The 24,083-nt window shown below is 69.8% G+C and carries 19 protein-coding genes; 12 read left to right on the forward strand and 7 right to left on the reverse strand.

The window, feature by feature from the left end; all coding sequences use genetic code 11:
* Nucleotides 1-108 precede the first annotated feature (108 nt).
* The 4 genes from N5095_RS15965 to N5095_RS15980 all read left to right on the forward strand — a co-directional run bounded on the left by N5095_RS15965 (nt 109) and on the right by N5095_RS15980 (nt 3,861).
* Nucleotides 109-927: a DUF8081 domain-containing protein gene (locus N5095_RS15965; RefSeq protein WP_267624021.1), complete on the forward strand. Its 819-nt coding sequence runs from the start codon at nt 109-111 to the stop codon at nt 925-927.
* 238 nt (nt 928-1,165) lie between these two features.
* The gene (locus N5095_RS15970) at nt 1,166-2,002 is read left to right on the forward strand and encodes an FxLYD domain-containing protein (protein ID WP_267624022.1); all 837 of its coding nucleotides are present in this window, start codon (nt 1,166-1,168) and stop codon (nt 2,000-2,002) included.
* A 95-nt stretch (nt 2,003-2,097) separates the two neighbouring features.
* Nucleotides 2,098-2,469: a hypothetical protein gene (locus N5095_RS15975; RefSeq protein WP_267624024.1), complete on the forward strand. Its 372-nt coding sequence runs from the start codon at nt 2,098-2,100 to the stop codon at nt 2,467-2,469.
* 129 nt (nt 2,470-2,598) lie between these two features.
* Nucleotides 2,599-3,861 carry an ABC transporter substrate-binding protein gene (locus N5095_RS15980; RefSeq protein WP_267624025.1) on the forward strand — a complete coding sequence of 421 codons (1,263 nt, stop codon included), beginning with the start codon at nt 2,599-2,601 and terminating at the stop codon, nt 3,859-3,861.
* 33 nt (nt 3,862-3,894) lie between these two features.
* On the opposite strand, the gene N5095_RS15985 is transcribed toward N5095_RS15980, so the two are convergent.
* The 4 genes from N5095_RS15985 to N5095_RS16000 form a co-directional block, all read right to left on the reverse strand.
* Complete coding sequence (locus N5095_RS15985) at nt 3,895-4,911, reverse strand: DUF7544 domain-containing protein (protein WP_267624027.1); 1,017 nt, start codon at nt 4,909-4,911, stop codon at nt 3,895-3,897.
* A 119-nt stretch (nt 4,912-5,030) separates the two neighbouring features.
* Nucleotides 5,031-5,228, reverse strand: coding sequence for a hypothetical protein (locus tag N5095_RS15990; RefSeq protein ID WP_267624028.1), 198 nt, complete (start codon nt 5,226-5,228; stop codon nt 5,031-5,033).
* Nucleotides 5,229-5,381: 153 nt separating this feature from the next.
* Nucleotides 5,382-8,129 carry a DNA mismatch repair protein MutS gene (mutS, locus tag N5095_RS15995; protein WP_267624030.1) on the reverse strand — a complete coding sequence of 916 codons (2,748 nt, stop codon included), beginning with the start codon at nt 8,127-8,129 and terminating at the stop codon, nt 5,382-5,384.
* A gap of 379 nt (nt 8,130-8,508) precedes the next feature.
* On the reverse strand, nt 8,509-9,933 hold the full coding sequence (locus N5095_RS16000) for a S8 family serine peptidase (RefSeq protein ID WP_267624031.1): 1,425 nt from the start codon (nt 9,931-9,933) through the stop codon (nt 8,509-8,511).
* Nucleotides 9,934-10,216: 283 nt separating this feature from the next.
* Here N5095_RS16000 and N5095_RS16005 point away from each other — a divergent pair, with 283 nt between their 5' ends.
* The 5 genes from N5095_RS16005 to N5095_RS16025 all read left to right on the forward strand — a co-directional run bounded on the left by N5095_RS16005 (nt 10,217) and on the right by N5095_RS16025 (nt 14,991).
* Nucleotides 10,217-10,672: a DUF6789 family protein gene (locus tag N5095_RS16005; RefSeq protein WP_267624033.1), complete on the forward strand. Its 456-nt coding sequence runs from the start codon at nt 10,217-10,219 to the stop codon at nt 10,670-10,672.
* 156 nt (nt 10,673-10,828) lie between these two features.
* Entirely contained in the window at nt 10,829-12,598 is a 1,770-nt protein-coding gene (locus N5095_RS16010; RefSeq protein ID WP_390203342.1) for a cbb3-type cytochrome c oxidase subunit I, read from the forward strand.
* Nucleotides 12,599-12,667: 69 nt separating this feature from the next.
* Entirely contained in the window at nt 12,668-13,639 is a 972-nt protein-coding gene (locus N5095_RS16015; RefSeq protein ID WP_267624037.1) for an oxidoreductase, read from the forward strand.
* Nucleotides 13,640-13,824: 185 nt separating this feature from the next.
* Entirely contained in the window at nt 13,825-14,454 is a 630-nt protein-coding gene (locus tag N5095_RS16020; protein ID WP_267624038.1) for a DsbA family oxidoreductase, read from the forward strand.
* Nucleotides 14,455-14,607: 153 nt separating this feature from the next.
* Complete coding sequence (locus N5095_RS16025; protein WP_267624039.1) at nt 14,608-14,991, forward strand: hypothetical protein; 384 nt, start codon at nt 14,608-14,610, stop codon at nt 14,989-14,991.
* Here the strand turns inward: N5095_RS16025 and N5095_RS16030 are convergent.
* The gene (locus tag N5095_RS16030; RefSeq protein WP_267624041.1) at nt 14,988-16,616 is read right to left on the reverse strand and encodes an alpha-amylase family protein; all 1,629 of its coding nucleotides are present in this window, start codon (nt 16,614-16,616) and stop codon (nt 14,988-14,990) included. The two genes, N5095_RS16025 and N5095_RS16030, sit on opposite strands and share 4 nt — an antisense overlap.
* Before the next feature lie 478 nt (nt 16,617-17,094).
* On the opposite strand from N5095_RS16030, the gene N5095_RS16035 reads away from it, so the two are divergent.
* Complete coding sequence (locus tag N5095_RS16035) at nt 17,095-19,119, forward strand: glycoside hydrolase family 15 protein (RefSeq protein WP_267624042.1); 2,025 nt, start codon at nt 17,095-17,097, stop codon at nt 19,117-19,119.
* A gap of 118 nt (nt 19,120-19,237) precedes the next feature.
* Complete coding sequence (locus N5095_RS16040) at nt 19,238-19,774, forward strand: sugar O-acetyltransferase (protein ID WP_267624498.1); 537 nt, start codon at nt 19,238-19,240, stop codon at nt 19,772-19,774.
* Between the two features lie 351 nt (nt 19,775-20,125).
* Here N5095_RS16040 and N5095_RS16045 read toward each other — a convergent pair whose 3' ends face one another.
* A complete protein-coding gene (locus N5095_RS16045; protein WP_267624044.1) occupies nt 20,126-20,893 on the reverse strand; it encodes an NAD-dependent epimerase/dehydratase family protein in 768 nt (255 codons plus the stop codon).
* A gap of 118 nt (nt 20,894-21,011) precedes the next feature.
* Between N5095_RS16045 and N5095_RS16050 the strand changes: the two genes are divergently transcribed.
* Nucleotides 21,012-23,192 carry a beta-glucosidase gene (locus N5095_RS16050; RefSeq protein ID WP_267624045.1) on the forward strand — a complete coding sequence of 727 codons (2,181 nt, stop codon included), beginning with the start codon at nt 21,012-21,014 and terminating at the stop codon, nt 23,190-23,192.
* A gap of 29 nt (nt 23,193-23,221) precedes the next feature.
* On the opposite strand, the gene N5095_RS16055 is transcribed toward N5095_RS16050, so the two are convergent.
* Nucleotides 23,222-23,890 carry a DUF998 domain-containing protein gene (locus N5095_RS16055; protein ID WP_267624047.1) on the reverse strand — a complete coding sequence of 223 codons (669 nt, stop codon included), beginning with the start codon at nt 23,888-23,890 and terminating at the stop codon, nt 23,222-23,224.
* Nucleotides 23,891-24,083: the final 193 nt, after the last annotated feature.

The following is a 24,083-nucleotide window of genomic DNA, read 5'->3' on the forward strand; positions in this document are numbered from 1 at the left end:
GTCGGACACCGCGACTTCTATCGGAGCCGACCGGCGAGCCGCGGCCGTCGCGCGACCGCCGGCCGCGGAGGGGTGGATTCATGTGGCTCCCCCGCCCGGGTGGAGCCGATGGAGGAGGCCGAATCGGGCTACCGCGTCGCGGTCAAACCGTCGGCGAGGGCGGCGAACGAGGCCGTCGAGTCGTTCGTCGGCGAGCGGGGCGAGCAGGTCGACTTCACGAGCGAGGCGCAGGCGGACGCGGTCGCGCGTCGGCTCTCGACGGCGGGCGAGACGCCGGTCGGGGTTCAGTGCGCCGCCCCGCAGGACCCGACGCCCGTCGACGCCTACCTCGTCGCCGACCCCGAGCGCCGGACCGAGGTGCCCACGGGGTCGGCCGAGTCGGGGCTCACCTTCGACGTGAGCGGGAACCAGTACGGCGCGCTCGGCGAGGCGCTCGTGTTGAGCCGGCGGAGAGACCCGCCGCTCCTGACGCACGTCGTCCGCGAGGACCCGGCGCTCGACCTCTCGCCGGGCGAGACGGAGCGCCTGCACGTCGTCGTCGACACCGACCCCGAGCCGGTCTGCTGTGTCGACCCCGAGACCGGCGAGCGACGCGAGTGGCGCCCCGACTGTCGGGCGGTCGCGAGCCTCGGCGCCGACGGTCGAACCCTGACCGAGTACTGGTGTGAGGTGAAGACCGGCGCGGCGTCGTTCCAGCGCGGCCAGCGGGCGGCGATGGAGACGAAGGCGCGGGAGGCGCCGGTGCTCGCGATTCGGGTCGACGTCGACGACCTCCCCGACTCGTACACCGCGCGGGTCGAACGGGTGTCGCCGGCCGACGGAGACGACCCCGTCCCGAACGGTGACGGCGGGACGATGGTCGTCCGGTCGTCGACCGAGGGGGCGCAGGGGGGAACGCGCGAGGGCACGCTCGACGAGTTCACGTGACACCGCGCCGCTCCCCCGTGAAGCGAGCGTCGCCACCCGCTCGGCGGCCACCAATCTCACGTTGAGACGCGTTTCGGACCGCCTACCCGTACCGTCGGTCGTGACGACGCGGGGCTCCGCCGACCGCCGTGTCGACCGTCAGCACTGACGGTCGCGCCCGAACCGGCGAGTAGACGGGCCGGCGAGGGCGGAGTAACGGGGCCATTCTTATTCCGTCGGCTGCCGAGGGACCTGCGTGATGCACCGACGAACGTTCCTCGCGCTCGCGGGCACCGGCACGGTCGCCGGCTGTCTCGGCGGCGGGGAGACGACAGGTGAGCCCTCCACGACGACCGGCGCCGGCGACGGCACCACGACGGAGAACGGCGACGCGACGACGACCACGGGCGACACGGGGACGGAGACGACGACCGGGACCGGCGGCGAGTCGGGCACCGGCAACGAGTCGGAGGCCGGCAACGACACTACGGGGTCGCAGTCGACCCCGATGGCTATCGGTCGGGGTGCGAGCGTCACCGAACACGAGTTCCGGTCGGAGGTCGCCGGCGGCGACGCCTCGCCGGGCGTGTTCGCGACCGTCCTGTACGAGGGTGAGGGGCACTCGGGGCGAATCACGCTGACCGTCGCGTTCCTCGACGAGGCGGGCGAGACCCTCGACGAGGTCGAGGCCACCGTCGCCGACCTCGCCCCCGAGGAGTCCTGGGAGGCGTACGTTCCCTTCGAGGGGGACGCCGGCGCCGTCGCCGACTACGAGGTCTCGGGCACCATCATGGACGAGACGCCGAGTTTCAACCCCTCGGAGATGAGCTTCGAGTCGTTCTCGCTGAAGCGCACCGACGAGGAGGTGTACTTCGTCGCGACGGTGAAGAACAACGGCGAGGAGGCCTTCGAGTTCCTCCAGGCGAACTGTTACTTCCACCGAACCAAGGAGGTCGTCCTCGGGTCGAACACGACGACGAAGGAGGGGCTGGGCCCGGGCGAGACGTGGACGTTCGAGGTCCCCTCGGAGATGCCCGCCTTCCGACGCGAGCAGATCGGGACGAAGACGGGGAGCCTCTCGACCGTCGAGTTCTGAGCGGGGCGGGGGCGGGGCCGCGTCGGAGGCGGCAACCCCCGTCGTGGTCATCGGCTGTTTTTTCTTCGACGGTCACGTAAGGTCCGTACTACCTCATGGTGGACGACAGCCCGCCCGACCACCTTCCGCGGGAGGAGGTGCTCCGTCGGGTCGCCGTACTGGAGCACAACGTCCGCGAACTCCGGGCCGCCGCGCGGGCGCTCGCACGGGAGCACGGGGACGGCGACGACAGCGAGCGCGACGGAGGCGTCGACGGCGAGCTCGACCCCGAGGCGTTCGAGGCCATGGACCGCGTCCTCGAGGACGCCGAGGCCGCCCTCCCCGACGCCGACAGCACCGACGAGGAGTTGACACGCGGCTACGAGGCCGTGCTCCACCGACTCCAGAACGTACGCGGCTCGTTCGACGAGGCGATAGTCGCCGCCGTCGACGAGGCAGTCGAGGGACGGCTCGACACCTGGGCCTGAGACCGACGGACGGGTCTGGAACCGGGTGACCGACGCGGGCCGGCGTGGAGCAGTCGAACGGTCGGCAGGCGGTCGGCGGTCGTCCGAGAACCAGCACGCTTTTCACTGATTTAGGCGTGCCTAAAACATATGCACGACGACCGACGGGCGTTTCTCGGGGCCGCGGCGGCGACCCTCTCGGGGACCGTCCTCGCCGGCTGTACCGGCAACAGCGGCGAATCGAGCGACGGGACGACGGCGAACGGCTCCGGGTCGGCGACGTCGACGACGGCCGCGGACACGACCGAGTCGGGCGGAAACGGAACCGCCGCCGAGGACACGGGGGAGTCGGGCGGGAGCAGTTCGTACACTGTGACCGCCTCGCCGATGGGCGAGGTTGCGTTCGACGTCGTCCCCGAGTCGGCGTTCACCGTCTTCACCCAGTACCCGGATATGCTGGTGGCGCTCGGGCACGGTGAGAAGGTCGACGCGATGTACGTGCCGGAGATGGCCGGCACGACGATGAACCGCTACTACGAGCGCCTCGACGGCGTCTCGTTCGATTGGGAGGGGCTCTACGACCCGCTCGCGGACGGGCTCTCGAAGGAACGGCTGCTCGAACTCGACAGCGACGTCCACCTCGCGGACCCGGCGTGGGCCTCGACGCAGAACAACTGGGAGCAGGCCGACGTGGAGGAGATCGGCTCGCAGGTCGCTCCCTGGTTCGGGAACTTCTACAGCGGAACGCAGGCGCCCGCGCCCGAGGGGTACTCCGACTACCAGTACTACTCCCTCTGGGAGCTGTTCGGCAAGGTCGCCGAGGTGTTTCGGGAGCGAGAGCGCTTCGAGGCGCTGAACGCCGTCCACGCGGACCTGCTCTCGACGGTCGAGGCGGACCTGCCGCCGAAGGAGGAGCGACCGACCGCCGTCCGCGTCACGCTCGCGGCCGACGACCAGTCGTTCTACACGTACCACCTGAACAAGCCGGGGTACTGGCTGGCCGACACGCGGCCGCTGGGTGCGAACGACGCGTTCGCCGAAGAAGACTGGGAGAGCCTCTGGGGGACCGTCGACTACGAGACGATGCTCGAAGCGGACCCTGACGTGATTCTCCACCTCTGGGGGATGACGCCGAACTACGACATGTCGTCCGTGCGCCGGACGCTCGCGGACGACCCCGTCGGCGGTCAGTTGAACGCGGTAGAGAACGACCGCGTCTACGCACAGGGGATGCGATATCAGGGCCCCATCATGAACCTCTTCCAGACCGAGATGACCGCGAAACAGCTGTACCCCGACGTCTTCGGCGAGTGGCCGCGCTACGAGGCCGGGTCGCCGTATCCCGAGATTCCGGCCGAGGAGCAGTTGTTCGACCGTCGGCGGGTCGCGGATATCGTCGCCGGGTCGAACTGAGACCCGAGCTCTCGGTCCTCGACTGCTCCGCCTTCAGACGCTCTCGCCCGACGGGCCGGCGCTCCGGACGGCGGCGCGCTGTTCGGCTACGAGGTCGAGGTCGGCGTCGACGTCGCCGAGCACCATTAGCGCGTAGTAGCGCAGGTACGTCTGGACGGGGACCTGAACGAGCGCCGCGACGGCGAGCAGTGTCACCCCGAAAGCGACCCCGACGACGACGAGGACGCCGATGCCGACCGGCTCGGCGACGGCCAGCGCGCCGATGCCGAGCGCGAACAGCAGCCCGAACGGAATCAGTAACACGACGGCCGCCACGACGGTGACCACCCCGACGAGCACCCCGCCCAGAATCGAGAGCAGGAAGCTGACGACCGCGTAGGCGAGGTACTGCGTCCAGTGAGCGACGACGGTCGGCCAGAGCCGCCGCCACCCCGCCAGCACGCCGCCGCCCCGGAGCATCATGACGGGGACGACGAACACGGTGGTGAACCCGTTCACCAGCCCGGCGACTAGCGCGAGGACGACGAACAGCGGCACGAGCACGACGAGGAGGACGACCGGGAACGCGCCGTCGAGCCCCCCGACGCCGAACAGCGAGAGGAGGAGCGGGGCCGAGAGGAGCAGGACGCTCCCGAGGACGAACAGGCCGACGACGAGGCGGAACCCGAACAGTCGCAGCCCCTGTCGCCAGTATCGGCTCCAGTAGCGCCGGACCGTGACCGTCTCCGTCCGGAGCGACTCGACGAAGACGAACTCCATCACCGACCCGACGACCGCGAACGCGAGCGCGACGACCAGCGCCACGGCGACGGCGGCGGCGACCACCAGCCAGAGGTCGGCCCCCAGACCGGGAATCGGCTCGCCGGGCGGCACTCCGCCGTTGCCGTCACCGCCGACGGTGTACTGCACGGAGTTGGCGTTCGCACCCGGTCCGCCGATGAAGAAAGCGACGACGGCGAGTTTCACCCACACCGACCGGTCGACCGGGGTGAGGAACCCTCGGGTGACGTCGAGCGCGTCGTCGAGGTCTTCGAGCGCGTAGAGGGGCATGTGGGAAGGTACGCGCCCGAAACGTAAGAGGACGAACACGTATCGCACGGCGTGAGAATCGTCGAAGGGGATGGGCAGCAGTTGCCGTGGCTCAACCCCCGGGCCGGCCACTCACGTCATCAGACCAACAGGAGAACCGTCCCGAGGACGAGGAGGCCGACCGCGACCCCCGTACCGACCAGCAGGAGCGCGAGACGGCGTTCACGCGGGGTGAGCGAGCGCCCGTCCATCGACCGCTCGAACGCGACACCGAGCGCGGGCCCGGCGGCGGCGACGACGATTACAGCCGGTACGGCCTCACGGGAGACGACCCACACGACGAACCCGGCGACGAGCGCGAGCGCGAAGCCGGCGGCCTACCCCGTTCCCGCCGGGAGTCGCGAACCCGTTGCCTTCGTTACCATACGTCACAGTAGGGCCGCAACCGACCGCAGGTCGTCTCCGGTCCCGTCTGGCGGGAACCGGAACGGTCACGCCCCGTCGAGTTCGCCCTGCCACTCCTGGACCCGCGCCATGAGTTCGAGGGGGGAGAGTTCGTTGACGTTCGTCCCCCGGAGCTCCTCCAACACCGCCTCGGTTCCGGGGTCGAGCGCGGATGCCGCCGGCCCGTCGTCGGCGTCGGCGTCGGTGGTGTCGCCCGCGTTCCCGGCGTCGACCGCCCCGCCGTCGGCGCTCGCTGCCGTGTCGGTTCCCGCCGCACCCTGGAACCCGCCGCTTCCCAGGTCGAAGACGGCCTGCTTCGTCCCGCCAGCGCCGTTCGACCCACCGGCACCGCCCGTCCCGCCCTTCGCCTCGATTGCCTTCTCGTCGCGGAGCTTGGCGAGCACGTCGCCGGCGCGGGACACGACCGGTTCGGGGACGCCGGCGAGGTCGGCGACGTGGATGCCGTAGGAGCGGTCGGTCGGCCCCTCCTCGACGGTGCGGAGGAACGTCACGTCGCCGTCGCGCTCGTCCGCCGCGACGTGGACGTTGTGAACCCGCGGGAGGTGGTCGGCGAGCGCCGTGAGTTCGTGGTAGTGCGTCGCGAACAGCGTCTTCGCGCGCACCTCGTTGTGGAGGTACTCCGTCGCGGCCCACGCGATGGAGATGCCGTCGTACGTGGCGGTGCCGCGGCCGACCTCGTCCAGAATCACGAGGGAGTCCTCCGTCGCGGAGTGGAGGATGTTCGAGAGCTCCTGCATCTCGACCATAAAAGTGGAACGACCCTGCGCGAGTTCGTCGAGCGCGCCGACGCGGGTGTAGATGCCGTCGACCAGCCCGACCGTGGCCGACCTCGCGGGGACGAAGCTCCCCACCTGCGCGAGCAGGGTGATGAGCGCGGCCTGTCGCATGTACGTCGACTTCCCGCTCATGTTCGGCCCGGTGACGATGAGGAACCCCCGCTCCTCGTCCATCCGGAGGTCGTTCGGCACGAACTCCGTCGTGCGCTCGACGACCGGGTGGCGGCCGGCCTCGACCTCCAGCGGGCCGGGCTCCGTGAGTTCGGGGCGGACCCAGTCGTTGGCGGCGGCGTGGGCCGCCAGGGAGACGAGGGCGTCCACCTCGGCGACGGTGCGGCCCACGTCCTGGAGGAGTTCGGCACGGTCGCCGACCCTGTCCCGGAGGTCACAGAACAGTTCGTACTCCAGGTCGCCCCGGGCCTCCTCCAGTCGCAGAACCTCGCGCTCGCGCTCCTCGAGTTCGTCGGTGACGAACCGCTTCGAGTTCTTGAGGGTCTTGATTTCGCGGTAGTGCTCCGGGACCCCGTCCGCGACGGACTTCCCCACCTGGATGTAGTAGCCGTCGGTCTTGTTGCGGTCGACGGAGACGTGCGAGAGGCCGTGGGCCCGCTTCTCGCGCTCGGCGAGCGTGTCGAGCCACTCCAGCGCGGCGTCGTGGCGCTCGATGAGGTCGTCGAGTTCGTCGTCGTAGCCGACCCGGAACATCCCCCCTTGCTTGACGGTGTTCGGCGGGTCCGGTGCGAGCGCGTCGTCCAACTCGTCGTGGAGCGCGCGGGCGGCCTCGCGGTCAGGTCGTTCGACCACGTCGGCGAGCGGGGAGTCGACGAGCCGGGAGCCCTCGACGGCCTCGGCGACCGCCGGCAGGGTCTCGAGGGTCTCCTTCACCGAGAGCAGGTCGGTCGCGTCGGCGCGGCCGCCGACGGTCCGGGAGGCGAGGCGTTCGAGGTCGTATCCGCCGTCGAGGGCGTCCTTCACGCGCTCGCGAGCCAGCGCCTCCGAGGCGAGGGCTTCGACGCAGTCCCCGCGCCTCGTTAGCTCCGCCCGTTCCCGTCGCGGCCGGGTGAGCCACTCCCGGAGCAGGCGCCCGCCGGGACTGGTGACGGTGTGGTCCAGCGTCGACAGGAGGGAGCCCTCCTTCCCGCCGTGCATCGTCTCGGTGAGTTCGAGGTTGCGCTGGGTGGTGGCGTCGAGGTCGAGGTGGTCGTCCGGGCGGTACGCCTGCAGGCGGGTCATCGACCCGAGCACGCCCGCGCCGGTCTCCGCGACGTAGTCGAGGACGGCGCCGGCGGCGGCGATGCCGGCTTGGGAGTCGAGACCCACGCTCCCGAGCGTCTCGGCGCCGAACTGCTCGCGAAGGCGGTGGCGGGCGCGTCCCGGCGCGAACGCCTCGGCGCCGTGGAGGGTGGTCTTCGCGTCGAGGCCGTCGCGGAGGCGGTCGAGGAACGCGTCGTCGCTCCGGAGGTTCGGGCCCGGCAGGACTTCGACGGGGTCGAAGCGGTACAGTTCGGCGTCGGCCGCCTCGAGGTCGGGGACGGCGGTGACGAGGAACTGCCCCGTCGTCACGTCGGCGAAGGCGAGGCCGTACTCGGCGTCCGTCGCGCTCCCGCCGCTCCCCGTCCCGTCCTCGGGACGCACGACGGCCGCGAGAAACTGGGCGTCGGCGTCGGCGGTCTCGAGGAGGGTGCCCGGCGTGACGACGCGGACGATTTCGCGGGCGTGGCCGCCGTCGTCGGTGTCGTACTGGTCGGCGACGGCGACGGAGTAGCCGCGCTCGACGAGCGCCTTCACGTACGGCGTGAGTTCGCTGAGGGGGACGCCCGCCATCGGGTAGGAGGAGCCGTGCGAGGACTTCTGGGAGACCTTCAGGTCGAGTTCGCGGGCGACGAACTCGGCGTCGTCCCCGAAAAACTCGTAGAAGTCGCCACACTGCATGGCGAGCAGGTCGGCGTCGGTCTCCTCCTTGAGAGCGAGGAACTCCCCGACGATTCCGGTCGGCATGTCTACCCACTCTGGGAGCGTCGGCGGCTAAAGTACTGCGGGTTCGTCCTGTCTCGCGGTTCGTACGGTCGGCGACCGCCGTCGTTTCGCCCGCCTCTCGACGTTCTACCGGTGGTGTCGCGAGCCGCCCGCAGAAGCCCCTACCCCCTCCGGACGACGCGACGGCCGGTAATCGGGGAGGTGGCGCTTGTATCTTTCCACGCGTCTGACGTTTCGGTCGTGCTCGTCGATGCGAGTGGCGAGCGAATCGGCTGAGGAGGCTGTGGCGGAGCGGTAGAGGCTCCAAAAGGGGCCGGGGCTTTCGAAGGCAGTCACCGATGGAAACCCGAGCGAGCGCGAAGGAGAAGACGAACCCGCCGAAATCAGCTATCCTCCGCAATCAAGGCAGCGTGACTTCGGAGTACGCCGCCCAGTCGCCGGTCTCCGCCCGACTCACGAGCGAGGTCGCGTCCACGAAGCCGGAACCGACGTTGTACGGCGTGTAACTCGACAGGGCCTTCTCGGCCTCCGCCTCGACGGTGTAGATGACGTCTTCGGGCGCCGGCGTCCCCGAGTTGTTCCGATTGTAGGCGTCGTAGGCGAGCGTCGCGATGCCGGCGACGGCCGGACAGGCCATACTGGTCCCGCTGATGGTGGCGTAGTAGAGCCGGCCGTCGTCGGAACTCGACGCCGCGAGCGGGTCCGCCGGGTTCATCGTGCTCACGATAGCGTTGCCCGGCGCGCCGACGCCGGGCCGGTAGATTCCGAGCGTCCCCGACGCAGAGCCGGTGTCGCGGTAGCTCCGGAGGTTCGACAGGGCGGCGGCGCGGTCGTAGTTCGCGTCCTGTCGACCGCGCGAGGAGAACCCCGTCACGGCCTTCTCGTCGTTCGTCGCGGCGACCCCGAGCACGTTCGGGGCCTTGGCGTACTGGTTCAGCGTCCCCGTCCCGGGTCCGGAGTTGCCGGCGGCGAACACCGAGAGGAGGTCCCGCTCGAACGCCTCCCAGGTGGCGACGTTCAGCGGCCCGTCCGGGTTGAAATCCTCGCCGTTCGAGGAGCCGTAGGAGTTCGAGACGACCTGCACGTCCGTCTCGCCGTCGCGGACGCGGGCGAGCAGGTGGTCGTACGCCGCGACCGGCTTCACGACGAGGAGGGTGAGTCCCGCGGAGTAGACGGTGAGGTCGGCGTCGGGGGCCATCCCCTCGAACTCCCCGTCGCTCGCGCTCCCGTCGCCGGCGACGGTGCCCGAACAGTGGGTGCCGTGACCGTTGTCGTCGGTGTCGAGCGGGCCGGCGTCGACCCACAGCGTCGGCTCGCCGAGCGGGTTGCCCACCCAGCGGTAGTTGTGCACGAGGTTCTCCTGGTGGTCCGGGTGAGCGCCGTCGATGCCGGAGTCGATGACGGCGGTGTGGACGTTCTCGCCCGTGTACCCCTCGTTCGCCTGCACCTGGTCGGCGCCGGTCACGTCCGCGGCGTCGTCGTTGTAGTACTCGAGTTCGACGTTCTTGCGGACGAAGCGCACCTCCTCCCAGTCGGCGACGGTCGTCAGCTGGTCCGTGGAGAGCTCGGTGTACCCCACGGGGAGGACCTCGAACCCGTGGTAGCCGTTCGCGAGGTCGAGCTCCCCTAGCCGGTCCACGTCGTCGTTCGAGTCGAAGACGACGAGCGACTCCTGGAGCGCCGAGGTGGCGAGGTCGAAGGCGTCGTCGAGGAGGCTCCCCGACTCGGCCGTCGCGGTACCCGACATCCCGGCGGCGCCGAGGACGCCGACCGCGCCGAGCGTCTTGAGTGTGGTACGCCGGGAGATGCCCGTTTGTTCCTCCATATTCTAGCGAGAATCGAATAGATTAATACAAAAAGATTACTATTCGTGTCGTGCACGTAAACACAGAATTCGGACGGCAGTCGCTCCCGGCCACGTCGGGGACCTTCGTGACGGCTCCGCCCGTGGCTGTCAGTCTCGCAGACGGGGGGTCGGCCGAACGGCACCGCCTATCCGAATAGGTCCGGTTCGGCGCACGGAGGTGGGCGTCGGGGGTCTCGTCGCAGGGCGGTCCTCCGGACCCGGTGCCGGTGTCTTTATTCGCCACAGGGCCGAAACCGGGAGCATGAACAGGTGGCTCAGCGCCGTCGCCGGCGGCGTCGCGGGCATCAGCGTCATGTCGGTCCTGCTGGTGTTGCTCGACACGGAGACGCGCTCGGCGGTCGGCATCTTCGACGCGGTCGCTCGGTTCGTCGGCATGCCCGGCGACACGGCTCTCGGGTTCGTCCTCTTCTTCCTCGCGGGTGCGCTCCTCTGGCCGCCCGTGTTCGTCGCCGTCGAGGATTACCTCCCCGGCGGCCCGGACCCCGGCTGGCGCGGTATCGCCTTCTCGATTCCCCTCTGGGTGGCGTTCCTCGCCATCAACCTCACGAGCGTGACGGGTGCCATCGTCATCCTGTTCACGCTGTACACGTTCGCCGCCCACGCCATCTACGGGTTCACGATGGGCGCGGTGTACGCCCGTCTCACCCGGTCGGGACCCGCCTACGAGGGCGGCCCGGGCGTGGCGACCTCGCGGTAGGTTCCGCATCGGGGTGGTCGGGCGAGACGGCGCACGATTACGGCCATCCCCGCCGGGTTCTTGCGGTTTTGAAGCTGTGGCGGTTAGCTATTTCCGGGCTCGCTCCTAAGCACGGCTAATGACCAGTTGTCGGCTGTCGCGACCGTCTGCGGAGGTGTGCGTGTGGTAGCGGTCTCCGGACTCCTCCTCGTCCTCGCCGGATTCCTCGTGCTCGCCCTCGTCGGCCTGTATCGGCGGGGCTGGCCGCCCGAGACCCTCTCGACCGACGGCGGGTACCTCCCCGGCTACTCGCTCCCGACCGAGAAGCCGCTCGGGCTGTTCCGGTGGGTCACCACGGTGGACCACAAGGACATCGGCATCATGTACATCGTCTTCGGCGTCGTCGCCGCGCTGTGGGGCGGCACCGACGCGATGATGATTCGCACCGAACTGCTGACGCCGGGTGCGACGGTGTGGGAGCCCCAGACCTACAACGCCCTGTTCACCACTCACGGGCTCACGATGCTGTTCTTCTTCGTGACGCCCGTGTTCTTCGGGGTCGGGAACTACTTCCTCCCGCTCATGATCGGCGCCGACGACATGTCGTTCCCCCGCATCAACGCCATCGCGTTCTGGCTGCTCCCGCCGTCGCTGGTGATGGTCCGCGCCGGCCTCGTCACCGAGGTGCTCGGGAAGATGCTCCGCATCTTCGGCCTGCAGGTCGGGTTCCTCTTCGCGCTCGAACCGCCCTGGACCGGCTGGACCCTCTACACGCCGCTGTCGACGACGATGGTGAACCCGCAGGTGGACGTGATGTTACTGGGGCTGCACCTCTCGGGGCTCGCGACCGTGATGGGCGCCATCAACTTCATCGTCACCATCGTCACCGAGCGCAGCGAGGAGGTCGGCTGGTCGAACCTCGACATCTTCTCGTGGACGCTCCTGACGACGAGCGGCATCGTGCTGTTCGCGTTCCCCGTCCTCGGGTCGGCCCTGCTGATGCTCGTGCTCGACCGCAACTTCGGGACGACCTTCTTCGCGTTCCAGGACGGCGGTGCCATTCTCTGGCAACATCTGTTCTGGTTCTTCGGCCACCCGGAGGTGTACATCCTCGTCTTGCCGGCGTTCGGGCTGGTGAGCCTCATCCTCCCGAAGTTCGCCCGCCGCTCGCTGTTCGGGTTCAGGTTCATCGTCTACTCGACGCTCGCCATCGGCGTGCTCTCATTCGGCGTCTGGGCCCACCACATGTTCGCGTCGGGTATCGACCCGCGCCTGCGCGCCTCGTTCATGGCCGTCACCATCGCCATCGCCATCCCCTCCGCGGTGAAGACGTTCAACTGGATAGCCACGCTGTGGAACGGCCAGATTCGGGTGACGGCGCCGATGATATTCTGCTGTGGCGGCATCGGCCTGTTCATCATCGGCGGCATCACCGGTATCTTCCTCGCGTCGATTCCGGTGGACCTCGTGCTCCACGACACCTACTACGTCGTCGGACACTTCCACTTCATCGTCATGGGGGTCATCGCGTTCTCGATGTTCGCGGCGTCGTACTACTGGTTCCCCATCCTCACGGGTCGGATGTACAACCAGACGCTCGCCCGCGTCCAGGCGTACCTCGCCATCGTCGGCGTGTTCGTCACGTTCATGCCGATGATGCTGGTCGGCCAGATGGGGATGCCCCGGCGGTACGCCACCTACCAGCCGGACTTCTGGTTCACCGCGCTTCAGCAGCTCTCCTCGGTGGGCGCGTTCATCATCGGTCTCAGCGCCGCCCTCTGGCTGCTGAACTTCGTCCAGTCCTACCGGCTGGGGACCATCGTCACCGACGCCGACGTGTGGGACCTCAAGGAAATCGGCCAGTTCACCGGCGAGTGGCAGTGGTTCGAGCGGAAACTGGAGGAGCGCTCGGGTCGCTACCGGCGGAACCGCCCGCCGGACGAGTGACTCGTCGCAACACCTGACCAGTACGGCACGCTTCCTTTGCCCGACGACGACGTACCCCGTACCGACACCATGAGTCACGACTGGACCCCCGACCGAATGTCCGACCTCACCGACCGAACCGTCGTCGTCACCGGCGCGAACAGCGGCATCGGCCGCGAGGCCGTCCGGGAGTTCGCCCGCGCCGGCGCCCGGGTCGTCCTCGCCTGTCGCGACACCGAGAAGGGCGCGGCGGCCGCCCGCGACATCCGCCGCGACGCCCCCGACGCCGACCTCGACGTGCGCGAACTCGACCTCGCCGACCTCGACTCGGTCGCCGCGTTCGCCGCCGACTTCGAGGCCGAGTACGACGACCTGCACGTCCTCGTCAACAACGCCGGCGTGATGGCCATCCCCCGGAGCGAGACCGCGGACGGGTTCGAGACGCAGTTCGGCGTCAACCACCTCGGTCACTTCGCGCTCACGGGCCACCTGCTCGACCGCGTCGTCGACACCGCCGAGCGCGACGGGGAGGCCCGCGTCGTCACCGTCAGTAGCGGCGTCCACGAGCGCGGCGAGATGAACTTCGACGACCTGCACGGCGAGCGCGACTACGGCCGGTGGGAGGCGTACGCCCAGTCGAAGCTCGCGAACCTCCTCTTCGCCTACGAACTCGACCGGCGACTCCGCGCGGCGGGACACGACCGGGTGAAGAGCGTCGGCTGTCACCCCGGGTGGGCCGCCACCAACCTCCAGCGCCGCGGTCCGGAACTCGCCGGCTCGAAACTAGGCGAACGACTCACCGAGGTCGGCAACCGCCTGTTCGCCCAGAGCGCCGCGCAGGGCGCGTGGCCGACGCTGTACGCCGCCACCTCGCCGGACGTGCGCGGCGGCGACTACGTCGGGCCGAGCGGGTTCATGAACATGCGCGGCCCGCCCGCCGGGCAGCGCTCCAGCGTCGCGTCCTACGACCGCGACGACGCCCGGCGACTGTGGGCGTACTCCGAGGAGGCGACCGGCGTGACCTACGACCTGCCGGCGGTCGAGGCGAGAACGGCGGACTGACCCGGAGCGACGGACCGGGCAGAGAACGAACGACGCTCAGCTGACCCACCGGCAGGGTGGGGCCCCTTCCGTGGGACTCAGTCGGCACGGGTCCAAGACAGATGAAGGCGGAGAACGGCGCTCGTGCACCGGCAACCCACGCCCGCATCGCCCTCTTTTCCCGTGGCGACGAACAACGGACCAGTATGAGCCAGCAGCAAGCGGAGACCGTCACCGTATTCTCGGACTACGTCTGTCCGTTCTGCTACCTCGGCCGGCACTCCCTGCAGCAGTACCAGGAGCAGCGGGAGGACGAGTTGGAAATCGACTGGCATCCGTTCGACCTCCGCGCGCAAAAACGCGGCCCCGACGGCGAAATCGACCACTCGGTCGACGACGGGAAAGACGACGACTACTACGCGCAGGCGAAGGAGAACGTCCGGCGCCTCCAGGAGCAGTACGACGTGGAGATGACCCTCGAAATCGCCACCGACGTGGACTCCTTCGACGCGCAGGTCGCCTCCCACTACGTCAAAGAGGAACACCCCGACGCGTGGCTCGACTTCGACTGGGCGGTCTTCGAGGCGCTGTGGACCGAGGGCCGGGACATCGGCGACCACGAGGTGCTCGCCGACCTCGCCGCGGACGCCGGTCTCGACCCCGACGAAGTGCTGGACGCCGTCGACGACGAAGAACGGCGCGACCGCCTCCGCGCGCTGTTCCAAGAGGCGCACGGACAGGGCGTGACGGGCGTGCCGACGTTCGCCTACGAGGGGTACGCCGCCCGCGGCGCTGTCCCGCCCGAACAGCTGAAGCGGCTGGTCGAAGGCGCCTGATTCGGGTCTGCGAGTAGCGCGTCGGGGAACGGTCGCGTCGCCGCCTCACACGGTCGACCCTCTCCCGCCGCAGTCCCCGTCTCGGCCGTCCACACCGGGCCTCCGCCGTGGAGCAACGCTCACGCCCTCGGGACGCGACTAGGAGGTATCGACGTGTCTCACCCGTTCCTCGCCGCCTCCACCGTCGTCAGCGCTCTCACCCTTCTCCAGCCACGGGGCGTCTTCGGCGTCCCCCACGGCCTCCTCTCCTCGGCCGACGAGCGGGCGGCGTTCGCCATCGGGCTCGTCGCCCTGCTCTGTGTCTTCGCCTACGACCTGCTCGTCGACGGCGACCTGGACCTCCGGCCCGTACGCTCCGCAGCCGCCGTCGGCGTGGCCGTCTCGCTGGGGGTCTCCGCCGCGGCTCCGCCGCGGGTCGCCGACGAGTGGCACGTCGCCGTCGTCGTCGTGGTGCTGTTCGTCGGCGCGGTCGTCGTCTTCCGGCGCCGGAGACGCGAGAGGGGACCGGTGGGCGCCGGTCCGTCCGAGGAGCGTTAGGGTCGCCCTTCCCGCACCCAGCAGTACTCGTAGCGGTCGAGCGTCACGTCCCCGTCCTTGATGCTCGCGCGGCCGGCGACGCGGACCCCGCCCGCCCCCGGGAGGTCGACCGTCGTCGCCTCGGTCCCGAGGTTGTGCAGGCAGACGACGCCGTCGTCCTCCCAGTCGTAGCGGTGGGCGAACACGTTCTCCGCGTCGGTGTCGGCGCCCGCGCCGGCGTCGACGTCGAGGACCTCGTGGACCCCCTGTTTGAGCGCCGGTAGCTCGTCGCGGGCGCGCGAGAGCCGGGCGATACGGTTGAGCAGCGAGTCCGGGTCGACCCGCTGGGCGTCGACGTTCACTCGGTCGTAGCCGAACGCCCCTTCGTCGATGACGGGCCGGACGAGCGCGTCGGCGTCGGCGGTGGAGAAGCCGGCGTTCGGCGCGTCGCCCCAGTGGATGGGCGTCCGCACCGGGTTGCGGCCCGGGAGCGAGAGCTCGTCGCCCATGCCGATTTCGTCGCCGGCGACGACGACCGGCGTCCCGGGAAGCGAGAAGAGGAGGCTGTGGGCCATCGCGATGCGGTCGCGGTCGCCCTCGAGCATCGCCCCGAGGCGCCGGCGGATGCCGCGGTCGTAGATGCGCATGTGCTCCTCGGGGGCGAACGCCTCGTAGGTGACCTCCTGGTCTGCCTCGTCCAGCCGGCCGAGGTTGAGTTCGTCGAAGTTGCGCAGGAAGTTGGCGAACCGCCCGCGGTCGCCGGGGTCGGGGAGGCGTTCGAGCCCCTCGACGATGGGCTCGGCGCTCCCGGTGGCGAGCGCGTGGGTGACGTGGGCGTTGAGGACGAAGTTGAGCATCAGGTCCATCTCGTCGCCGCCCTCCCCGAAGTACTCCCCGAGCTTCGCGGGTTCGTCGTCGGCTTCCGCGAGGAGGATGCCGTCGGCGCGGGCCGACCGGACGGTGCGCTTCATGCGCTTGAACACCTGGTGTGGGTTCTCGATGACGAGGTCCCCCTCGCCTTTCGGCTCTATCATCAGCGTCGCGGCGTCGACGCGGAACCCGGAGACGCCGAGGCTCATCCAGAAACGCAGTATCTTGTAAATCTCCTCGCGCACCGCAGGGTTGGCGATGTTGAGGTCCGGCTGGAAGTGGTAGAACCGGTGGTAGTAGTGCGCGTCGGCGACCTCGTCGTAGCGCCACACGTCCTCCTCCTCGCCGGGGAAGACGAGCGTCCGCTCGGGGGCGTTCTCGGGGTCGTCGGTCCAGACGTAGTAGTCGCGGTACTTCGAGTCGGGGTCCTCGCGGGCGCGCTGGAACCACGGGTGCTGGTCGGAGGTGTGGTTCACCACGAGGTCAGCGATGACGCGGATACCGCGCTCCTCGGCGGCGTCGACGAACTCGGTGAAGTCGCCCAGGTCGCCGAGTCGGTCGTCGACGCCGTAGTAGTCCTCGATGTCGTACCCGTTGTCGCGGTTGGGCGTCGGGTAGAACGGGAGGAGCCAGATGCAGTCGACCCCCAGACGGTCGATGTGGGGGAGTTTCTCTCTGAGCCCGCGGAAGTCGCCGACGCCGTCGCCGTCGGCGTCGTAGAACGTCTCCACGTCGACGGAGTAGACCACCGCGTCCTCGTACCAGTCGGCGCGCATGGGAGTTCCTTACACTGGCAGGCGGAAAAATACTGGCGGGGGGACGACCGTCGCCCCGACCGACCGGTCGTGCCGGCGGACGATGGGTCACCCTCGAGGCCGTCGACGCCGGCAGGTCGGCCGCTCTCGCGTCCGGAGCCGGGTCGCTCGGGTCGGCCTCGTCGGCCGCCCCGGTCAGACCGGCGTCTCACACCGCGGACACGCCCGTAGCGAGTCGAGGGCGACGGGCCGGAACCCACAGTTGGGACACTCGTACCACGCCACCCGTCCGTCGAACGCCTCCTTTCGCTCCATGCGGGAGGTACGGCCGGTGGCGCCATATCGTTTCGTTCCGCGAATCCGGCCGGTCGCCGACGGACACCGAATCGGTCGTCGTCGCCGACGCGGCCCGCCGAAACGTTGAATCGGGTGCCGGTCGGCATGAGAGTATGAACGGGTCTGGTGGGCGCGCGGACGCCGAGCGACGAGGCCGGCCGGCATGACGACGTACACACCCATCGAGCGCTACGGGTTCGTCGGGAACTTGGAGACCTGCGCGCTCGTCAGCGACGAGGGGTCGGTCGACTGGCTCCCCGTCCCGCATCTGGAGTCGCCGAGCCTCTTCGCGTCGATTCTCGACGCCGAGCGCGGCGGCTCCTTCGAGATTTCGCCGGTCGGCGACTACGACAGTGAGCAGCGCTACGTCGACCAGACGAACGTTCTGGAGACGCGGTTCCGGACGACGAGCGGCGTCGTGGTCGTCACGGACTTCATGCCGGTGAAAAACGAGTACCCCGCCGCCGTCCCCGAGCGAGCGCTGTACCGGAAGGTCACCTGCGTCGAGGGGGCGATGGACCTCGCCTGCGAGTTCCGCCCGCGCTTCGACTACGCCCGCGGGGAGACGCGCCTCGAGCCGAACGGTGCCGGGTTCGACGCGACCGGCGAGGTCGGCGGCGGGGACGAGACCGTCGGCGGCGACGCCCCCGAGGAGGAGACGGTCCACCTCGTCGGCGACGCGACGTTCGAACGCGGGACGGCCGACGGCACGGACGACCCCATCGCGGGCGGCGCGTCGGCGACGGCCACGATGGCGATGCGGGAGGACGAGACGCGCTGGTTCGTGCTCTCGTGGGACGGCGACGTCGACCTCGACCCCGCCGCCTGCGAGGACGCGCTCGACGCGACCGTCGACTACTGGCACGGCTGGTCGCACGCGTGCGGGGAGGACGGCAACGAGCCCTGCGTCGCAGAGGGGCCGTGGCACGACCTCGTCGTCCGCTCCGAACTGGCCCTCAAACTGCTCATCCACCACCGCGTCGGCTCCATCAGCGCCGCCCCGACCACGTCGCTACCCGAGGAGGTGGGTGGCGTCCGTAACTGGGACTACCGATACAACTGGGTGCGCGACGGCGCCTTCACCGTGCTCTCCCTGCTCCACGCCGGTCACCGCAAGGAGGCACAGGACCACGTCGAGTGGTTCCTCCGCCTCTCGCAGTCGGAGCGCCCGGAGGACATCCAGCCCCTGTACAGCCTCCACGGCGAGACCGACACCAGCGAGCGCGAACTCGACCACCTCTCGGGCTACCGCGACTCGGCCCCCGTGCGGGTCGGCAACGCCGCCAGCGACCAGCGTCAACTCGACATCTACGGGGAGTTCGTGCTGGCCATCTACAAGGCGTTCGAGGCCGACGGCGGGCTGACGAGACAGGACTGGGAGTCGGTGCGCGCCATCGTCGACTACGTCTGCGAGATATGGGACGAACCCGACAAGGGCATCTGGGAGGTGCGCGGCGAGGACCGCCACTTCGTCTACTCGAAGCTGATGTGCTGGGTCGCGCTCGACCGGGGCATCGCCATGGTCGACGAGTGGGACCGAAACGGCCCCGTCGAGCGCTGGCGCGAGGTGCGCGAGGAGATTCGCGAGGACGTCGAGCAGAACGGCTACGACGAGGACGTGGGCGCGTTCACCCAGTCCTACGACGGGGACGCGATGGACGCCACGGGTCTCCTGATTCCGCTCGTCGGCTTCCTCCCCGCCGACGACGAGCGCGTGCTGAACACCATCGACGCCGTCCAGGAGCGTCTCGCCGAGGGGCCGTTCGTCCACCGCTACGACGGCGACGACGGCCTCCCCGGCGAGGAGGGCGCCTTCCTCTTCTGTTCGTTCTGGCTCGTGCAGGCGCTCACCCTCGCCGGACGCGTCGAGGAGGCACGCGAGGTGTTCACCGAGGTGGTCGAGCACGCCGGACCGCTCGACCTGTTCGCCGAGGAGATAGATGCCGACACCGGGACGTTCCTCGGGAACTTCCCACAGGCGTTCAGCCACGTCGGCGTCCTCGACGCCTGCGTTTACCTCGCCCACGCCGAGGGACGCGGCCACGAGGGGTCGGTACCCATCGGCATCGAACTCCAGGAGCGGTTCTCCGAGGACGCCGACGAGGCGTGGGCGGAGTCCACCGCCGACGACGCCTCGTGGGGCGACGAGCGCGACGAGGACGGCTGGAGCGACGCGGTCGAGGAGTAACAGGGGACGACGTTTTAATACCTCCGGACGCGTCGACCGGTGCGTGACCGACGACCGGACCGAGAGCGAGAAGCGCGACGACCCCGCCGACCCCGACGACCGAACGGAGAAGGAGAAGATGCTCGCCGGCGACCTGTACGACCCGAGCGACGCCCAACTGGTCGGCGAGCGCCGCGAGGCACGGCGGCTCGTCCGCGACCTGAACGCGACGACCGAGGACGAACTGGACGAGCGAGCCGACCTCGTCGAGGCGCTGTTCGGGTCGACCGGTGCGGAGCCGTTCGTCGAGCCGGCCTTCCGGTGTGACTACGGCTACAACCTCCACGTCGGCGACGGCTTCTTCGCGAACTTCGACTGCGTCTTCCTCGACGTCTGCCGAATCGAGTTCGGGGACCGCTGCATGCTCGGTCCCGGCGTCCACGTGTACACTGCTACGCATCCGCTGGACGCGGCGGAACGCGCGAGAGGACCGGAGTACGGGAAGCCGGTGACCGTCGGCGACGACGTGTGGGTCGGCGGCCGGGCCGTACTCAACCCGGGCGTGACCGTCGGCGACCGCGCGATGGTCGCCTCCGGCGCGGTCGTCACCGAGGACGTGCCCGCCGACGCCGTCGTGCAGGGGAACCCGGCGGAAGTGGTGAAACGGCTGGACTGAGGCCGAGTCGACGCCGTCGGGTAGGCGCCTCACCGGTCGGAGTCGGACCGACGACCGGCCCGCTGGCCGTCCCCGGGCGGGAATTCGGACGGGGCCGGGGGCTCGGCGAAGCGCGTGGTTCGAGAGGTGCCAACGGCCCTCTCGTCGTTGCCGGACTGGGTCCGGCAAGCAGCCGGAGCCAACGGCTCCGGCGACGTCACGAAGGGTGCGGAGCGCCTCGCGAACGACAGCGAGCCGCCCGAGTCGAGCTATCGGGGACTGCCGTGGGCAACACGTCCCCCGGCTCGCTAGCTTGCCGCTCGCAGTTCGGCAAATCGATTCTGCCGCCCGAACGTGAGCGTTCGAGGTCGATTACTCTCCGACGACCTCGCTCGAATCGTCGCGCGGGCGGTAGCCGACCGCCTGCTGGGTCTCCGACAGCGACATCACCCGGTCGGCGTTGCGCGAGATGCCGTGGAGGGTGACCGGGTTCTCCGGGAGCTCCGCCGTCGAAGCCTTCTCGACCACGTCTCGACAGTCCCGCGGGGAGAGCCACATGGCGCGGGCGAAGCGCGCCTCGCTCTCGGGGGCGTCCGCCTCCTCGCGCAGCTCGTCCGCCTCCATCAGCCAGCCGATGCGGAGGTTCACCGCCTCCACGCCGTGGCGGACGGCGTAGTAGCTCGCGACCCCCTCGCAGGCGTCCTTGCTGATGCCGTAGAAGGAGTCGGGCCGGCCCTTGTCCTCGGGCGTGATGACGGAGAAGTCGTCCGTGCGCATGGTCTCGGGGTCCTCCGGGTCCTCGATGTTGTACGTGCCGACGGCGTGGTTCGAGGAGGCGAAGACGACGCGGTCGATGTCGTTCTCGACGGCCGCGTCGAAGACGTGTTTCGTCCCGTGGACGTTGACGTCGACGACGGCGTCCCACTCAGCCGAGGGCGAAGAGGCCCCCGCGAGGTGGACGACGACGTCGAACCCGTCGAGTTTCTCCGCCACGTCGTCGGGGTCGGTGACGTCGAGCAGCGTGGAGTCGACGTCGTCGTGCTCGCTGTGTGTGAACGCCTCCACCTCGTGGTCGTCGAACCCGTCGAGTAGCGCGCGACCGACGTTTCCGGCGGCGCCGGTAACAGCGACGTGTGCCATATACTCGAAGGGTCACACGGCGGGCAAATGTAGGTCGTGGCCGGCGACGGTCGGGACCCGGGCGGACGACACGACCGCTAGACGAACCACTAACACGGTCGCCGCCGTGGCCGTGACCATGCACGAGCGCGTCGCCGAGCTGGTCGCCGAACTTACACGCGAGGAGAAGCGTCGACTCGTCCGCGGGGCCGTCGACCCGGACGGCGTGGCGACCGGGTACGTCCCCGGCGTCGAACGACTGGGAATTCCTCCGTTCAGTCTCGTCGACGGGCCGCTCGGCGTTCGCGCGGACGACGGTGGACGGGCGACCGCGTTTCCGGCCTCGCTCGCGCTGGCGGCGACGTTCGACCCGGACCTCGCCCGCGAACAGGGTGCGGCGATGGCCCGGGAGGCGCGGGCGCACGGACAGGACGCGCTGCTCGCGCCCGGCACGAACCTGCTTCGAGTACCCCACTGCGGGCGCAACTTCGAGTACTTCTCCGAGGACCCCGAGCTCGCCAGCCGTCTCACCGCCGGCGTCGTCGAGGGAGTCGAGTCGGAGGACGTAGTCGCGACGGTCAAACACTACGTCGCCAACAACCAGGAGCGAAACCGGACGGGCGTGAGCGCCGAGGTCGACGAGCGGACGCTCCGGGAGCTGTATCTGCGGCCGTTCCGCGCCGCGGTCGACGCCGGCGTCGGCTCGGTGATGACGGCGTACAATCGGGTGAACGGCACGCACATGAGCGACCACGGGTATCTCGTCGGCGACGTGCTCAAAGACGAGTGGGGGTTCGAGGGGTACGTCGTCTCCGACTGGTACGGCCTCGAGACGACGGTCGGCGCCGCGAACGCCGGCCTCGACCTGGAGATGCCGGGCGTCGCCTCGTTCGACCCGGAGGAGACGGACGCGGACGTCGACGGCGACGACTTCGGCGCCGGCGACCTGGACGGCCTCCCGGACCCGACGAAGGCCGACATGTTCGGCGAGCCCCTGGCCGACGCCGTCGACCGGGGTGAGGTCCCCGAGAGGCGGCTCGACGACATGGTCGGGCGCGTCCTGGGGCAGATGCACCGAATCGGGCTGCTCGACGGGGACCAGCCGGATGGGGCGCTCGACACGACCGAACACCGGGAGCTCGCCGAGCGCATCGCCGCCCGTGGGACGGTGCTGCTGAAGAACGAGTCGGTCGGCGGGGGCGACGACGGCGGAGCCGACGCTGCGCGTGACGACCCCGTCCTCCCCATCGACGACGAGGCGTCGGTCGCCCTCGTCGGCCCGAACGTCCACGAGCCGAAACTCGGCGGCGGGGGCTCCTCGGAGACGACGCCGTTTCATTCGGTCAGTCCGCGGGAAGGGGTCGAAGCCCGCGCGGAGGGGACGGTGACTGTCGTCCGGGGCCACTCCGAAATCGAAGACGAGTCGCTGTTCGACCGCCTCGCGTTCGTCGAGGAGGTCGACGAGTCGGACACGGAGGCCGGGACGGGGCCGGAGGACGAGGACACGACGGTCGACGACGCGGTCGCCGCGGCCGAGGCGGCCGACGTGGCCGTCGTCGTCGTGCGCGACGCCACGTCCGAGGGACGGGACAAGGACGACCTCCGGCTCCCCGACGAGCAGGACGCGCTGGTCGAGGCCGTCGCTGCGGCCAACAGCCGAACCGTCGTCGTCGTGAACTCGGGCGGCCCGGTCGAGATACCGTGGCTCGACGACGTAGCGGCGGTGCTCGCCGCGTGGTACCCCGGGCAGGCCGACGGCGACGCCGTCGCCTCGGTGCTCTACGGCGACCGCGACCCCGCCGGCCGACTCCCGACGACGTTCGCACCCGAAGACGAGTACCCCGCGACCGACGAGCGTCAGTACCCCGGCGTCGACGACGAGGCCCACTACGAGGAGGGCGTGTTCGTCGGCTACCGGCACTTCGACGCGCGGGGCGCCGAGCCGACGTTCCCGTTCGGCCACGGCCTGTCGTACGCCGCGTTCGAGTACGGGGACGCCGACGTCGTGGCTGACGAGAGGAAGCATCGCGTCCGCGTCGCGGTCGAGAACACCGCAGCGCGGCCGGGACGGGAGGTCGTACAGGCGTACGTCCGCCCGCCCGAGGTCGACGGCGTCGACCGGCCGGTCCGCGAACTCGCCGGCTTCGCGGCGGTTTCCGTCGACGCCGGCGCGACGGAGACCGTCGAACTCGACCTCGACGAACACGCGTTCGCCCGCTACGACGCCGAGGAGGGGTGGACGACCGACCCGGGGAGCTACAGGGTCGAGGTCGGCCGGTCCTCGCGGGACGTGCAGGCGACGGTAGAGGTGGAGCGATAGACGGCAGGGTAGGGAGCGGAGACTGCGAATCAGGTCGCCGGCCTCGGCCGCTCGGATCGACCCATCAGGTAGCCGCCGAAGCCGACGACCCACATGAGAACCGGGTAGACGACCCACCGCTCGACGCCGCCGAGACCGAGCACCATGAGCGGGTTCGACTCGCCGAGGAGGAGAGCGCTCGCGAGGACAGTCAGGGCGACGGCGCCGAGGACGGCGGAGAGGTATCGGAACGGGGCGTCGGCGGCTCGCGACGCGACGAGGGCCGAGACGCCGCCGGAGACGAACGTGAGCAGGGCGAACAGTCCGTGCCACGGGGCCTCGCTCCCGTCGAAGACGCCGACGCCGAAGACGCCGGCGCCGAACAGCGCGAGGACGGCGGTGAGTCCGCGTCGGCCGTACGCTCGGTAGACGAACGGGACGGCGACGAGGACGAGGGCGCCGGTCAGGAGCATCGTCGTGTTGAATATCGTCGCCGACGGCTGGACGATGACGCTGTTCGGCGGCCGGGTCGCGCCGAGGTCGCTGATCTCCATCAGCGTGCTGTATCCGGGGTACAGCACCTCCGCCGTGATGATGCCGAGGAGGGCGACGGTGCCGGCTGCGAAGAGAAGCGCCCCGGCGACGGCTTCGTTACGTACGTCTCTGAACAGGGCGGCGAGCGACTCGCGAGTCAGTAATCGGGTCCGAATGGTGGACATCTCTCTCACCTCGTCCAAACGGACGTGCCCGGAAGACGTAGGTCGCGACGGTGATTGTCGAAACGTGAGAAGGAGGTTCGACTGAACGTCCGCGAGAGCGCGGTCGTACACGGCGCTGTGTGGTGGCGGTAGTCAACACAGAGTAGAACCGCGAGCGAGGCCGGAGGCCGAGCGAGCGGCTTTTTACTCCAGG

Origin of the sequence: Halobium salinum, assembly GCF_026586625.1 — an archaeon.
Lineage (GTDB): Archaea > Halobacteriota > Halobacteria > Halobacteriales > Haloferacaceae > Halobium > Halobium salinum.

Excerpts from the sequence above, each read along its gene's own strand:
- N5095_RS16030 (WP_267624041.1), bottom strand. The coding sequence starts at position 16,616 with ATGCGCGCCGACTGGTACGAGGACGCGGTGGTCTACTCCGTCGACGTG.
- N5095_RS16055 (WP_267624047.1), bottom strand. The coding sequence starts at position 23,890 with ATGTCCACCATTCGGACCCGATTACTGACTCGCGAGTCGCTCGCCGCC.
- N5095_RS15970 (WP_267624022.1), top strand. The coding sequence starts at position 1,166 with ATGCACCGACGAACGTTCCTCGCGCTCGCGGGCACCGGCACGGTCGCC.
- mutS (WP_267624030.1), bottom strand. The coding sequence starts at position 8,129 with ATGCCGACCGGAATCGTCGGGGAGTTCCTCGCTCTCAAGGAGGAGACC.
- N5095_RS15975 (WP_267624024.1), top strand. The coding sequence starts at position 2,098 with ATGGTGGACGACAGCCCGCCCGACCACCTTCCGCGGGAGGAGGTGCTC.
- N5095_RS16015 (WP_267624037.1), top strand. The coding sequence starts at position 12,668 with ATGAGTCACGACTGGACCCCCGACCGAATGTCCGACCTCACCGACCGA.
- N5095_RS15980 (WP_267624025.1), top strand. The coding sequence starts at position 2,599 with ATGCACGACGACCGACGGGCGTTTCTCGGGGCCGCGGCGGCGACCCTC.
- N5095_RS16050 (WP_267624045.1), top strand. The coding sequence starts at position 21,012 with ATGCACGAGCGCGTCGCCGAGCTGGTCGCCGAACTTACACGCGAGGAG.
- N5095_RS16035 (WP_267624042.1), top strand. The coding sequence starts at position 17,095 with ATGACGACGTACACACCCATCGAGCGCTACGGGTTCGTCGGGAACTTG.
- N5095_RS16040 (WP_267624498.1), top strand. The coding sequence starts at position 19,238 with ATGCTCGCCGGCGACCTGTACGACCCGAGCGACGCCCAACTGGTCGGC.
- N5095_RS16045 (WP_267624044.1), bottom strand. The coding sequence starts at position 20,893 with ATGGCACACGTCGCTGTTACCGGCGCCGCCGGAAACGTCGGTCGCGCG.
- N5095_RS16000 (WP_267624031.1), bottom strand. The coding sequence starts at position 9,933 with ATGGAGGAACAAACGGGCATCTCCCGGCGTACCACACTCAAGACGCTC.
- N5095_RS15965 (WP_267624021.1), top strand. The coding sequence starts at position 109 with ATGGAGGAGGCCGAATCGGGCTACCGCGTCGCGGTCAAACCGTCGGCG.
- N5095_RS16020 (WP_267624038.1), top strand. The coding sequence starts at position 13,825 with ATGAGCCAGCAGCAAGCGGAGACCGTCACCGTATTCTCGGACTACGTC.
- N5095_RS15985 (WP_267624027.1), bottom strand. The coding sequence starts at position 4,911 with ATGCCCCTCTACGCGCTCGAAGACCTCGACGACGCGCTCGACGTCACC.
- N5095_RS16005 (WP_267624033.1), top strand. The coding sequence starts at position 10,217 with ATGAACAGGTGGCTCAGCGCCGTCGCCGGCGGCGTCGCGGGCATCAGC.